The following is a 13548-nucleotide window of genomic DNA, read 5'->3' as shown; positions in this document are numbered from 1 at the left end:
TTTTTTCAGGAAGGGCTGATGGTTTCCTCCACCTCGGACAACAGCGCATTTTGCGCTTCAGATTTGTCCGTTTCACGATGCTTTAGAAGAACCTTGAGCGCGGTATTGATCTCTGCGGTCTCTTCCTTGCGTTTTTCCAGCTCCTCTTTTGTGGTTGCCACCTGATTTTCCAGACGCTGACGCGCTTCAAGCAAAACCTTTTCGGCCTGCTTTTGTACTGTGATGTCCGTGAATGAGCCGACGTAATGCGTGATTTCACCCTCCCCGTCAGCCACGGCGGTCAGGGTGAGCCACAACGGGAATATCTCGCCATTCTTGCGCTTGTCCCAGATTTCTCCGTGCCAGTAACCACCGCCATTTACGGCTGCTCATAGGGCCTGATAGAAATCTTCACTATGCCGCCCGGAACTGAGAAAGGTCGGGGTCCGGCCAATCGCTTCTTCGGCTTTGTAGCCGGTAATCCGGCTAAATGCCTGATTAACGGTAAATGTCAACGTAGTTGTCGCATGAGTTGAAAATTAATGAACGGTAGTGTCGGTATTTTTTACCGCACTATCGCTCGGTTTATCGGGATTTAAACAGACTTCTGCCTGCCATTCCCAGTTTCGGGTATTACGACTCCAGCGCTCCGGTTTTTTGGCTTTAGCGGCCTCGTAAACGGCCTTGCGTTGCTTCAGGATCGCCCGATCTTCACCCCTGTGGCGTTGCTCAGGCGTTACAAATTGAATGCCACTATGCCGATGCTCATGGTTGTACCAGGCGACAAAGTCGGTTACCCAGTCCCTGGCGGCGGTGACCGAGGCAAACGGTTGGGTCGGATACTGGGCGTCGTATTTCAGCGTTTTAAACAACGACTCGGAATACGGGTTGTCGTTACTCACCGCCGGGCGACTCCGTGAGGGTGTGACGCCAAGCTGCTGCAAGGTTGCCAGCAGCGTTGCCCCTTTCATCGGGCTGCCGTTGTCGGAATGTAACACCAACTGGTGCGGTGGAATCCCTTCTCGTTGGCAGAGATCCGTGATCAGATCGGCCGCCAGTTCGCTGTTTTCTTGTTCATAAACTTGCCAGCCGACAATCTTGCGACTGAAGATATCCATGAACAGATACAGATAGAAAAACTGGCCTTTGATGAGGCTGGTCAAATAGGTGATATCCCAACTCACCAGTTGTTTCGGTGCCGTCGCGATGAGGGCTTTCGGCTTACTACGCTCGACCGATGGACGGCAGGCATGACGGTGTTTGACTTGTTTCGCCTCGCGAAAAATGCGGTAAATCGTCGACTCCGAGGCATAATACTCGCCGCGTTCGGCCAACATCGGCACGATCTGATGCGGTGTTTTGTCTTTGAACTCATCGCTGTTGGCTAGGGCTAATACCTGAGCGCGTTCTTCGTCACTCAAACGATTACAAGGCACGTGTTGACGGCGCGTGCGACCGTCAACCGGCACGGCTTCGGGACGTTGCCAACGTTGTAATGTGCGTAGCGGTAGCCCCATCACCTCGGCAGCTTTGGCTTTACGGGCTCCGTGATCAAACGCTTCGTTAAATAAGGTGAGTAAATGGGTGCGTTCTGCAAGAGGGATCATGGCGCCTTTTCCTCCCAGAACGCGTGGCACTTTTTTTGAAGAATCAACAAAGCGGCGGCTTCTGCCAAGGCTTTCTCCTTGCGTTGCAGGTCTTTCTTCAGTTGTGCAATCTCGTTCTCCAAGGGTTTCAAGGCTTTCCTTGAGACTTGGCTGGGTTCGGTGACCTCAAGAGGTTTAATAAAGTCTTGTTGCCACGTTTGCAGGTGATGGGTAAACAAGCCTCGTTCACGGCAAAAGGCATTGAGTGCTTCGCCTTCCAAGCCCGCGCTGGCTAGCAAGGCTTCAAACCGTTGTTCCCGAGTCCAGTCTTTAGGACGTTGTTGATTCATAGTGTTTGTTGTTGATTTGGATCGTGTCTGTTTAAGCCAGCCTTTCAGAGTAAACACACTGATAGTCAATTCATCGGCAATCGATTGAATACTTTTATCACCGCGTTGCAATACTTTACTCAGGGCTTGCTGTTTAAATTCTTCACTATAACGGGTTTGCATTTTGTACCTCTATAAAATTTTAGAGGCGACAACTATCCTGACACTGAGGGTAGGGAAGACCCCATTCACCAAACACCCATATGAATTTCTGGCCAAGCTTGAGCTGTCGGGCACAGCAACCCGATCGGCAGTATTCAACTATTGGCTGTACCATTCCGATGGGCAGATCGGTTTCGAAAGGGACGATTTGTTCACTCTAATGGGGCTAACTCGCGATCTTTCTCGGACTGTTCCGATCAAGGCAGTACGGACGGCAGCAAAATTGGCGAGGGATGGTCTGGTGAGATTGATCTTGCTTCTTCTGCTCGCCAAACGTAGTAAGAACGAACTTGACAGTTTTCAACTTAGAAAGCTTTTGGAAAACATTACAATAAAGGAACACGACGGGGCTCTTGTTAAACTCGTCGAAGCCTATGAGTCCACGCACCCATACGTTTCAGAGTATATCTACGAAATTTCCACCGAGGACTTTCTCGCAAAATTGAACAAGCTTGCGCCTCACCGCGCAGACATCCCGGAAGTGCGGGCCTCCCTCCATGAGTGGATGGCTCGCTTCACCAAGGATGAGCACTTCCTTGAGCGCGCCCGGGCAGTTCGAATCGATCATCAACTTAATCGGGTTCGAAATGAGATCGATGACCATCGCATTTATGTGGACCCATCGAGATTCTCATCGTGGATCGAAGACGAGATGATGATTGAGCTGAACAGTGCACTAACGTCCACAGGTTCGGGGAGAAAAGGGGTTTCTGTAAATTGCGATGAAACGATTCTTTCGCTCGTAATGGGACAGTGTTACAACGCATTCTGCTCGAATCCTGTTTTTGGAATCGCCTCCTATATTGGTCGGAGAATTCGACATGGTACCTTTCACGGCCATCTATACTCCAGTGTTATCAACCAGATTGAAAAGGGCGAAAAATTTGGACACCTATCTCGTTCGCCACAGTTTGTGGCGAAATGGAGCGCTTGGAAGGATGCATACAATCGCTCGATTGAAGAGGTTATCAGGGACCGGCTGCATGTCAATTCCAAGGCGAAGCCACTTGGACTTCTTCAGCCCGAGGTGTATGGACCTCAAAAGCTTGAGATTCTTAGTGCTGCAGTCAACACCATAAGCACAGCATACGCCGAGACGAAAACTGTGGCGGGCATAGATCTGGATATTATCGACTATTGTTGGAGGCTTGCGGAGTGTGACCTGATTGCCGTCAATAGATACCTGAAAAACCTGCAAGTGCCGCTAAAAAACATCCCATTCCTCGAAAACGAACTGCTACCATCTGTGGCGTTAGCAGATACCAAGTTGGCGGAGTCCTTCCGTCGAGAGTTGGAGCATTCCATCGACCGTAAGATCGCCGCGGTGTTTGAATGGTTCAAGCGACCATCAATTGTGGCGCCCAAAGCATCCCTATCGTTGTTATTTGACGCCATAGTCGCTGAGATAAAGGACACCACACCTGATTTCAACCCGCAGGAAGACGAGAACAGCAATGGCGAGGTCGAGTTGGTTGGCGGCGCATACCACATTGTTTACGACTCGCTGGCTGTCGTTGTTGCGAACGCGGCCAAGCATGGTGACCGTAGCCGCCCCGTCCGTAGAAATTTCGAAATTACGTCAGGTAAGCAGAAACTATTAATAGTGAAAATATCGTCTTCTATTCGTCTATCAGATGACCCGGCTGAAGTTTCTGCGGTCATCGAAGAGCGAAAGAAGGCAAATTTTCAGGATGCCAATTTGTATCAAGGAAAGAGCGGAATTTCGAAGCTCTTACTGCTTGCCCATAACCGCCAAGACTTATCCCTTGAGCAGTACGAAGTCTTGGGTAATGAAGTACACGTGAGACTTACCTATGACCTTGAACATTGAGCATACCCGGTGCCTGATTGTCGAAGATGATCCATTCAAGATGGACAGCATTCGCGCTCACCTGAAAGAGCATTTTTCTGGACGTATCGAGATCGTGGAATGCCACGCGTTGGCAACGGCTTCGTCCGTGCTGGCAACATCTACCTTTGATCTTGCTATCATCGACATGTCAATTCACAGTCATGAGCCAGAGGCTGGGGCGGGTTCCCCATTTCCTCTATCTTCAGGAGGTCTAGATGTGTTGTTTGAAATTGAGTCTTCCGGCAGTAACACATCATGCATCATCCTTACGCAATACCCAGACATTCCGATAGAAGAAGTGCCGATTCCAGTGGAATTGGCACAGCAAGAAATACTCGAAAAGTTTGGCATTAAGATAGCCGGCTGTGTGAGATATGTGGAAGATGACCTTCGATGGAAGGCCGAGGTCACGTCCATTCTGGAGCGACTATGAAGATATTGATACTTGAAGATGAAGACAGTAAGTATGAAGAGATTCAAGCCGAAATCAATCAAATCATTCCCGACGCTGAGATTCAGCGTGAAAGGAATTGGTGTGACTATACGCGCGAAATCGCCAAAACGAAATTCGATTTAATCCTTCTTGATCTCGTTGTGCCCAGATCGGGAAAGGACGACACAGTCGAGGATCATAGTGATCAGTTGGTTTCTGCAACTAGGGACTACGATAGCAAATCGTTCCGAACCCCAGCAGTCGTGCTTACGCGCTACACCGAGGACTTGGGGGGCTCTGTGTACGATTTAAACGCGGTCGACATTAATGTGATCCCCTTCAATGGCCATGGTGAGTGGAAGGAAGCATTGAAGCTGAAGCTATTGGCAGCGCAACCCAAGCAGAAGTATGAGTTCGTCATTGTTTGCGCGCTGGACAAGGAGATTAATGCTTTCGTCGGATTGACCGATACTTGGGGGCCAGTCAAGACCATATCAGGACTCGTTTGCCGAGAAGTCCAAATATGCGATTACAAGGGCGTAATCGTTCGAGCGCACCGCATGGGTCTCGTCGCGGCGGCGGTCGTTGCGACCATGGCGCTGGAGCGCTTTGAGCCCCGTCTGATCTGCATGAGTGGGATTTGTGGTGGAGTAACCGGCGGGGCCGGAATCTATGACCTACTGGTAACTCAGATTTGCCACCAGCACGATGCGGGAAAATGGAGCAACGAAGGCTTCAAATCTGAACACTATGATGTGCAAATTGATGTGGACGTCCACAACAAACTGCTTGAGCTTTGTTCAGATGCTGATTTGAAAGAGTACCTGTTGGAAGGTCTAAATGCTGGCAAGTCAGAGCTTCCAGATGTGATGGAGCGACTGACCTGCAATGTCCAGGCTGATGCACCGACTAGCAGTGGAAGTGCCGTCATAGCACAAGATGGCAAGACGTCTTCCCTAGCGTCAGGACAACGTAAACTAGCCGGCTTCGATATGGAGATTTATTCCGTCTATGAAGCCGCAAGGCACGCAGCCAACAAACCTGCGTTTTTTGCGGCCAAGGCCGTCGTTGATGATGGAGGCAAAAACAAAGGCGACCAATTCCATCGAATTGGATGCTTGCTCTCCGCTAAATTTGTCGTTAAGGCTATCCGGGCCGGAATTGCTGATGTCGGGATGCGACTCCCGCAATAATGGGAAAAGGCAGATGACGATCAGGAGGAATCGAACGGGGATTGGAGTGTTCTATCGGACTCAATATGTTGTCTGTGGTCTGTCGTCGGCTATGTGATCGAGACTGAGACTTGAGGGCAATACTGTTACCGACTGCAGTTGAAGCAGAGCAATTTTCACTTTGGCCTTCGATCCGGATGACTGTATCAGAGCGGATGTGCGAGTTGTCGGTATAGTGAGCATTCAACCATAATTGACATCCAAACGTCAGCAATATGTCACATTGTTGACGTAGTTTGGGATGAATTCCAATGACTGCAATGGCCGACTCCAGTCATCCAAGATTCCCTTTCCGATCTACCGCTAGGGGTCGATAGTGCCACTTTGCCAATGACCGGTATTGGGAAGCTTAAATTGTTATCCGAATCTCTCTTATGGGTCGGAGCAAGGTGATCATACTTCCAACCAAAGCTATGCAAAAATAGAATTCCAACCATTTGATTGGTTTCTATGGTAGCGCCTTTGAGTCTTGATTCCAGTCACGTTTTTCACACAGCCTATTTAAATAGAATTATTCTCATAATGAGCCATTATCATAAGTCACAACCGGCTATAGTTTTCAGTAGATCAATAAAGGACACTGAAGAATTAATCGCCAATTTTGATGAAGAAAAAACTAATCTTCCGACCGTAATCCAGAAACCCTAAAGAGAGAGGCATTCATATTGCCTCTCTCCTTGGGCAACCCTGTTAAGTATCGTGTTTGCGAGGTTTATGGGGCCACATTAAACACACACTTCCGGTAACCGTTTAAACCCCTCTATCTTGCGCCACCGCTTCTCGGCGGTCAGTGTCAATTGACAATCTAAGCCCAATCTGCACACAAGTTCTCGGCTTGCTCCAGCACCAGTTGAATCGCCTCTTCCTGTTTGGCTGGTGGGTATTTGTATTTGCGCAATATCCGCTTCACCATCAACCTCAAACTGGCACGAACGCTTTCCCGTACCGACCAATCGACGCGGGCACTTTTACGTAAATTTTCTGCCAGTTCATGGGCTATTTTTTTCAGTACTTCATCACCCAGTTCACGCACCGATTCTTCATTGTTTGCCAACGCATCGTAAAAGGCCAGTTCATCGTCATTCAGGCCAAGATCATCGCCTCGATTGACGGCTTCCTTAAACTTCTTTGCCATCTGGATCAACTCTTCCATCACCTGCGCGGTTTCGATAGAACGATTCTGATAACGCTTGATGACGTTGACGAGCAGTTCAGAGAATTTATTTTGCTGCACGACATTGCTGGCGAAGCGGCTTTTGATTTCGCCTTCCAGCAAACGCTCCAACAATTCAACGGCGAGGTTGCGTTCAGGCAGGTTGCGCATGTCATTAAGGAAGTCTTCATCCAGGATGCCGATATTGGGCTTATCCAGACCCACCGCGTTGAAAATGTCCACCACTTCTTCAGATACCACCGCCGAGCCGATGATCTGGCGAATGGCAAGCTCACGCTCTTCATTGGTTTTCTTTTTACTGCTGATGTCTTTCTTGGTCAGGAGTACTTTGACTGCCTGGAAGAAGGCGACTTCTTCACGCACGGCCTTGGCTTCATCCAGCGTGCAACATAAGGTAAAGGCCTTGGACATCGTCAAAGCCGTGTCGCAGAAGCGCTTCTTGCCCTCTTCGATACCGAGCACATGGTTGGCGGTCTTTGCCAGCAGGTTATGGCCTCCGGTCAGGAACCCGCTGTAATCGAAGGGGTGCAGCATAGCCCGCAGAATATCCATTTTTTCTGCCAAAACGGCATAGGCTTCATGGGCATCGACCGTCAGGCTGCCGCGTCCTTTGCTGGCCGTGTATTCTTTCAAAGCTTGTTTCAGGTCGCTGGCAATGCCGATGTAATCAACCACCAAACCGCCTTGTTTATCGCGGAATACGCGGTTTACCCTGGCAATGGCTTGCATCAGGTTGTGGCCTTTCATCGGCTTGTCCACATACATCGTATGCACACATGGCGCATCAAAGCCGGTGAGCCACATATCCCGCACGATCACCAACCGCATGGGATCGTCGGGATTCTTGAAGCGTTTTTCCAGTCGTTTTTTGACTTGCTTGGAATAGATATGGGGCCGCAGCAAGGGCTTGTCGCTGGCAGAACCGGTCATCACCACCTTAATCACGCCCTTTTCGGGATCATCATCGTGCCATTCGGGTCGCAGGGCAATAATCGCGTTATAAAGATGTACCGAGATTTCGCGGCTCATGGCTACGATCATGGCTTTACCGGTTTGTGCTTTACTGCGTTCTTCAAAGTGGGCAACCAGATCGGCTGCCACCTGCTGGATTCTGGGTTCTGCACCGACAATACTTTCCAACGCCGCCCATTTACTCTTAAGCCGGGCTTGCTGATCATCTTCTTCGTCTTCCGCCAGTTCATCCACTTCGGCATCAATGTCAGGCAAGGACTCGGCCTTCAAACCCAGTTTAGCCAGGCGCGACTCAAAATAAATTGGGACTGTCGCTCCGTCATCCCGGGCCTGCTGCATATCGTAGATGTGGATGTAATCCCCAAACACGGCGCGGGTGTTGCGGTCTTCGGAGGCTACCGGGGTACCGGTAAAAGCGACGAAGGTTGCGTTGGGTAGGGCGTCTCGCAAATGCTGGGCATAGCCGACCTGGTAGTACGAGGCAGCATCCGAGACGGCACCTTGCTGAGTCGACCGATCACTACTCAACGCGTTACCCCGTACTTTTCTGGTTTTTAGCTTGGCTTCAAAACCGTACTGCGTGCGGTGCGCTTCATCGGCTATCACGACAATATTATGACGGTCCGACAGCACGGGGAAACTGTCTTCATCCTCTCCGGGCATGAACTTTTGAATCGTCGCAAAGACGATACCGCCAGAGGGACGATGGGCTAACTTGGCCCGTAAATCTTGACGCGTTTCGCCCTGCACGGGCTGCTCACGCAGTAAATCCTGTGCCAGCGAAAACACCCCGAACAATTGCCCATCCAGATCATTGCGGTCGGTAATGACCACGATAGTCGGGTTTTCCATCGCTATTTCACGCATCACACGGGCGGCAAAACAGGTCATGGTGATGCTCTTGCCTGAACCTTGCGTGTGCCAGACCACCCCGCCTTTTTGACTGCCGCCGGGTCTTGACGCGGCAATGACCTGAGTGATGGCCGACCGCACCGCATGGTACTGATGATAACCGGCAATTTTCTTGACCAGTGTGCCGTCATCTTCAAACAGGACAAAGAAGCGCAGAAAATCCAGCAGATAGTCTGGAGCCAAGACACCGCGGACCAGTGTTTCCAGTTCATTAAACTGACCAAGCGGGTCAAGCGTTAATCCGTCAATGGTACGCCAGGCCATAAACCGCTCAGCCTCGGCAGACAGGGAACCCATCAACGCTTCAGTGCCGTCCGAGATGACCAGTATTTCGTTGTACTGGAATACATCGGGTATTTGCTCTTTATAGGTTTGTATCTGCCCGTAGGCTTTCCATACATCGGCCGTCGGATCGGCGGGGTTTTTCAGTTCCAGCAGCACCAATGGCAAGCCATTAATGAATAGAATGATGTCAGGCCGCCGGGTATATTTGTGGCCTTTGATGGAAAACTGATTGATTGCCAGCCATTCATTTTTTCCTTCTCCCTCCGGGAAAAGGTGGCCCCCAGGGCCGGATGCGGGTGAGTCCCAGTCTATCAGACGGACAAAATCGCCGCGGGTCTCGCCATCGATCTGATAGTGCACCGGCACGCCGTTGACCAGCAAGTGATGAAAGTGGCGATTGGCTGCCAGCAACACCGGCGTATCCAGATTCAAGACCTGTTGTAAGGCATCTTCGCGGGCGACCAACGGCACCCAAGGATTCAGCCGGTTGATCGCATTACGCAAGCGTTCCACCAAAACCACCTGGTTGTAATTGCTGCGCTCGGGCGTCTTGCCGTCGAAGGCAAGGTCAGGGCCATAGACTGAGGTGTAGCCGACATCCGCCAGCCAGCTCAGGGTTTCTTGTTCCAGTTGGTCTTCGGTCATATGAGTGCCTTCACAAGGGGTCGGAAGACTTGATCCAATTTCAGTGCAGTAACCGTCAGCCAGTCGAAATAGCTGGGCCATGCAGTCTCATCAGTCAAGGGTGCATCATTCCTGAAGATTAGTATCCTGCAAGCATTTTTATCAGGTAACTCCCTCCAATCTAAAATAAACCCTAGCTTGGCTTCTATGGATGGGCTTTGCGCCTTGAGTTGGCCAAAGTATTTCTTAGCCTCCTGATGATTAATATAAACTTCAACTCCCAGTCTATCTTCACGGGAATTAACCGTGGCACCAATACTGAATCCCGCTCGTCCGAGCGAGATGCTAAGCCAGTGTTGAGCACGGGGTTTTTGTGGCCTGATCGGAGACTTCTTTGTTTCCAGATACTCCATCCATCCGATCCAGAATTTATGTTGTAGCTGCTTGGTCGGTGTAGTGGTTGCAGCCATGCGGGCGCTTTCACGGCTGGACTTGCTCCAGTCATTAGGTTTAACCACAACATTGAAACTCGGGGCCATGGGTGAATCAGCAATGCGCCAGAGTGCCATTTCTACTCCAAAGAAATTGAGGTCACTCGTAGTGTTCTGATTCAAGAAATCCAGTGCTGCAACATGCTCAGTGCGAAAGGATTCCGCTACCCATATAACCTTCTTCGCTCCAATGCCTGCCGCATAAGTGATTATTTGTCCCAAATGGGTGTGGTTGGTTTTTTCGAGTTGGTTCTCGATAATGACCTCACCATCGTCGTCAGTACAGAGGATATCCAGTTTAAAATCACCTACCTGATACTCGGTTTGCACCAGCTCCAGTTCCGATAAGCCAAGTGCCTCCGCCAGATTGTGGAGATTTTCAACCTCTGCAAGCCAAGGCGTGAAATCAGTGGCTTCGTTTTTCCAAGCTTCACGTACATTGATCCGTTGCAGTTGTCCAAGTAAAGGTTTCATTGAACTGACTCTTTAAATTGATTGCCATCTTCTCGCAAGCGGAGTTGGCCGGAGATTAGGCGGGGAAGTAAAATGTCACGTAAGGTGGTCAACAAATTAATTCGCTCACGGTTCGCATTCACACTTACATACAGACTATCTCTTATATCCAGAAATGAAGACAATATTTCGTGTGGAGGGGTTAAAATTGGAATCGAAGAAAAATCCTTAAATGAAAGGCTTTGTCTAACTGTTCCAGAACACAAAATTTTTATCCATTCTTGAATATTAGATGTTTTCAAATGATGCCATAAGAAATAGCCGAGTTCTCTCGTGTTTGGTCTCGCAACCACATAAACGGGACTAACCGCTCCAATTGAATCAAATTCATTGATGCCAATAGAGCCAATGTTTATCCGAGATGGGTTGTATGCGAAAGCATACTTAGAAACTTCTTTGTATTTGCTAATATCTTCACTATGAACTTTTTTTGTGAAATGCTCTGATGACCTAACCAGTTCACCTGATTGCACAGCTGAAAGGACAATAGCACTTGTCTTTCCAACACGCTTCGTCGATTCCACGAGAATGTCGCCTAGAATTCCAACCTGCCACCCCATCGGCACCAAGCCCAGTTCTGATTCTTCGAAGCTGTCGGGGAAGAGTGCGGCGGTTTCGGCATCCATACCTTCCGGCTCCCTGCCTTGCTGTTTGGCGCGTACCGGGTCGAAGTCCACGAACCAGGATTTGAAAAGGGTTTGGGCAATGGCTTCGAGGGTGGTGTTGGTTTCACGTAATAGGGTGATGCGGTCGTCAAGGCTGGTTAGTAATGCAGTAATTTTCTTCTGATCGTTTAATGGAGGCAATGGCAATTGGAGTTTTTTTATCGTCGGAATATTTGTATAGCCTTGAACTGACCCTGCATTATAGTTTGAGTGAACATTCTTGAATTTCGGGCTTGTAATTGCGTAGTACAAAAATCCTGGTAGAAGTAATTTTTGGTTTGGACGAAGAATACCGATTGAACTGGCGAATCCAAAATGGTCATTATTTTTGTATAAATACGCGTTACCAAACGTTCCAATAATTCCTATAAGCACATCTCCAGCCATAGGCCGCCTTATGGCTTTACTGTTCTGGGAGAACAGTCGTTCAAAATCTTCTATTGATATGCAATCATAGTTATCAAGTTTTAACTTTCCTTGACCTATATTCTTTGAAGTTAAATAAGGTAGACCTTCAGAAACTCGATTTACTTTACTATGAGCTCCATCGCCTACTGAGCACACATCAGAAACAAAAACATACGGATATTTGCTTCCGCATAAATTCAGTTTTATTATCTCTTCGCTCTCTACATCAGACAAATTAGAAATCATACCCCAGTCCCCCCAACTTCTGGCGTATTAACTGATCCAGTTCCGCACCCTTAGCCATCTGCTCGCCCAGCTTTTCGGTCAGCTTTTGCATTTTATCGGCGAAGGCTTCGTCATCCTCTTCAACTGCTTCTGCACCAACATAGCGACCCGGTGTGAGGACATGGCCGTGTTCGGCGATTTCTGCCAGGGTGACGCTACGGCAATAACCTGCGACATCGGCATAGGCTTCGCCTGATGCGCTTTCGCCACGCCAGGCGGCAACGGTGTTGGCTATTTGTTCAATGATGTCATCGGTGAATTCGCATTGCACACGGCTGATCATGCTGCCGAGTTTACGGGCATCTATGAAGAGGACTTCGCCTTGCCTGACACGTTTTTCTTTGACCAGAAACCACAGGCAGGCAGGTATTTGGGTGTTGAAGAACAGTTGACCGGGCAGAGCAACCATCACTTCAACCTTGTCGGCCTCCACCATAGCCCGGCGAATCTCGCCTTCGCTGTTCTGGCTGGAAGACATCGAGCCGTTGGCGAGCACAATTCCGGCGCGGCCTGTAGGTTTGAGGTGGTAGAGGATGTGTTGCAGCCAGGCATAGTTGGCATTGCCTTGCGGCGGCGTACCGTAAACCCAGCGCGGGTCGCCTTCCAGGCTGCCGTGCCACCAGTCGGAAATATTGAACGGCGGATTGGCCATGACATAATCTGCACGCAGGTCGGGATGTTGGTCGCGCAAGAAGCTATCGGCGGGTTCTTTGCCCAGATTGAAGTCGATACCGCGAATGGCAAGGTTCATCGCCGCCAGTCGCCAGGTCGTGGGATTGGCTTCCTGACCATAGACGGAGACATCGCCTAATTTGCCGCCGTGGGCTTCGATGAATTTTTCCGATTGCACAAACATACCGCCTGAGCCACAACAAGAGTCGTAGACCTGGCCTTTATGGGGATTGAGTATGGCAACCAGCAATTTAACAATGGATGCGGGCGTGTAGAATTGGCCTCCGCGTTTACCTTCGGCGCTGGCGAACTGGCCAAGAAAGTATTCATAAACCTGTCCGAGTAGATCACGGGAGTGATTTTTAACCCGGTCTTCAACCTTGCAAGTTTCACCAAAGCCGATTTTCGAGACCAGATCGACCAGCTCCCCCAGTTTGCCATCGGGCAATTGCACGCGGGCGTAGCGTTTATCAAGGATGCCTTTGAGTTTGGGGTTTTCGGCTTCTATCAACGATAGTGCGTCGTCGATGCGTTTACCAATGTCGGCCTGCTTTGCTTGGGCACGTAAGCTTTCCCAGCGGGCGGCTTCGGGCACCCAGAATACGTTGACTTCTTTGTAGTAATCTCGGTCTTCCAGTTCTGCATTAATCAGCTCCGGGTCAGCGTCTTCCAGATAATAATCATCCTGGCTATCGGCAAACTTACGCGTGAGTTCGGCACGACGGGATTGGAAGGTGTCGGAGATGTATTTAACGAAGATCAGGCCGAGAACAATGTGTTTGTATTCGGCGGCGTCCATGTTGGCGCGCAGTTTATCGGCGGTGGCCCAGAGGGTTTTCTTGATGTCTTCAATCATGCATTTTTCTTATCAGATTCGGAGGGGTTAATACCGCAACTTTATAACACCATAATAG

Annotated in this window: 8 protein-coding genes and 1 pseudogene; 3 read left to right on the top strand and 6 right to left on the bottom strand. The window is 49.6% G+C overall.

Features of this window, described 5'->3' with window-relative positions:
* Positions 1–5 precede the first annotated feature (5 nt).
* Both GO003_RS05580 and GO003_RS05575 read right to left on the bottom strand, forming a co-directional pair.
* Positions 6–494: pseudogene (locus tag GO003_RS05580) on the bottom strand (PAS domain-containing protein).
* 24 nt (positions 495–518) lie between these two features.
* Positions 519–2077, bottom strand: a protein-coding gene (locus GO003_RS05575) for an IS3 family transposase (RefSeq protein ID WP_231088839.1) whose coding sequence is annotated in 2 segments (ribosomal slippage) — positions 519–1615 and positions 1615–2077 — 1560 coding nt in all. Because the reading frame shifts where the segments join, the coding sequence is not laid out codon by codon here.
* 1 nt (position 2078) lies between these two features.
* Between GO003_RS05575 and GO003_RS05570 the strand changes: the two genes are divergently transcribed.
* Genes GO003_RS05570 through GO003_RS05560 form a run of 3 tightly spaced genes read left to right on the top strand, consistent with a single transcriptional unit; the run spans position 2079 to position 5594 of the window.
* Positions 2079–3947, top strand: coding sequence for a hypothetical protein (locus tag GO003_RS05570; RefSeq protein WP_159656975.1), 1869 nt, complete (start codon positions 2079–2081; stop codon positions 3945–3947).
* A complete protein-coding gene (locus GO003_RS05565) occupies positions 3931–4401 on the top strand; it encodes a hypothetical protein (RefSeq protein ID WP_159656977.1) in 471 nt (156 codons plus the stop codon). The genes GO003_RS05570 and GO003_RS05565 overlap by 17 nt, the downstream gene beginning before the upstream one ends.
* Complete coding sequence (locus tag GO003_RS05560; RefSeq protein ID WP_159656979.1) at positions 4398–5594, top strand: phosphorylase family protein; 1197 nt, start codon at positions 4398–4400, stop codon at positions 5592–5594. The genes GO003_RS05565 and GO003_RS05560 overlap by 4 nt, the downstream gene beginning before the upstream one ends.
* Positions 5595–6438: 844 nt before the next feature.
* Here the strand turns inward: GO003_RS05560 and GO003_RS05555 are convergent.
* From GO003_RS05555 to GO003_RS05540, 4 genes are read right to left on the bottom strand one after another with little or no spacing between them, the layout of a single operon-like run.
* Positions 6439–9621: a type I restriction endonuclease subunit R gene (locus tag GO003_RS05555; protein WP_159656981.1), complete on the bottom strand. Its 3183-nt coding sequence runs from the start codon at positions 9619–9621 to the stop codon at positions 6439–6441.
* Positions 9618–10565: a DUF4268 domain-containing protein gene (locus tag GO003_RS05550; RefSeq protein WP_159656983.1), complete on the bottom strand. Its 948-nt coding sequence runs from the start codon at positions 10563–10565 to the stop codon at positions 9618–9620. Before GO003_RS05550 ends, GO003_RS05555 begins: the two co-directional genes overlap by 4 nt.
* Positions 10562–11923, bottom strand: coding sequence for a restriction endonuclease subunit S (locus GO003_RS05545; RefSeq protein WP_159656985.1), 1362 nt, complete (start codon positions 11921–11923; stop codon positions 10562–10564). Before GO003_RS05545 ends, GO003_RS05550 begins: the two co-directional genes overlap by 4 nt.
* A complete protein-coding gene (locus GO003_RS05540) occupies positions 11913–13490 on the bottom strand; it encodes a class I SAM-dependent DNA methyltransferase (RefSeq protein WP_159656987.1) in 1578 nt (525 codons plus the stop codon). The genes GO003_RS05545 and GO003_RS05540 overlap by 11 nt, the downstream gene beginning before the upstream one ends.
* Positions 13491–13548 lie beyond the last annotated feature (58 nt).

Origin of the sequence: Methylicorpusculum oleiharenae (genome assembly GCF_009828925.2) — a bacterium.
Lineage (GTDB): Bacteria > Pseudomonadota > Gammaproteobacteria > Methylococcales > Methylomonadaceae > Methylicorpusculum > Methylicorpusculum oleiharenae.
The sequence above is the reverse complement of the archived record's forward strand: the minus strand, read 5'-3'. Positions and strand labels throughout refer to the sequence as shown.

What these genes read in the sequence shown, in the direction of transcription:
- GO003_RS05565 (WP_159656977.1), top strand. Translation starts at nt 3,931, where the DNA reads ATGACCTTGAACATTGAGCATACCCGGTGCCTGATTGTCGAAGATGAT.
- GO003_RS05560 (WP_159656979.1), top strand. Translation starts at nt 4,398, where the DNA reads ATGAAGATATTGATACTTGAAGATGAAGACAGTAAGTATGAAGAGATT.
- GO003_RS05555 (WP_159656981.1), bottom strand. Translation starts at nt 9,621, where the DNA reads ATGACCGAAGACCAACTGGAACAAGAAACCCTGAGCTGGCTGGCGGAT.
- GO003_RS05550 (WP_159656983.1), bottom strand. Translation starts at nt 10,565, where the DNA reads ATGAAACCTTTACTTGGACAACTGCAACGGATCAATGTACGTGAAGCT.
- GO003_RS05545 (WP_159656985.1), bottom strand. Translation starts at nt 11,923, where the DNA reads ATGATTTCTAATTTGTCTGATGTAGAGAGCGAAGAGATAATAAAACTG.
- GO003_RS05540 (WP_159656987.1), bottom strand. Translation starts at nt 13,490, where the DNA reads ATGATTGAAGACATCAAGAAAACCCTCTGGGCCACCGCCGATAAACTG.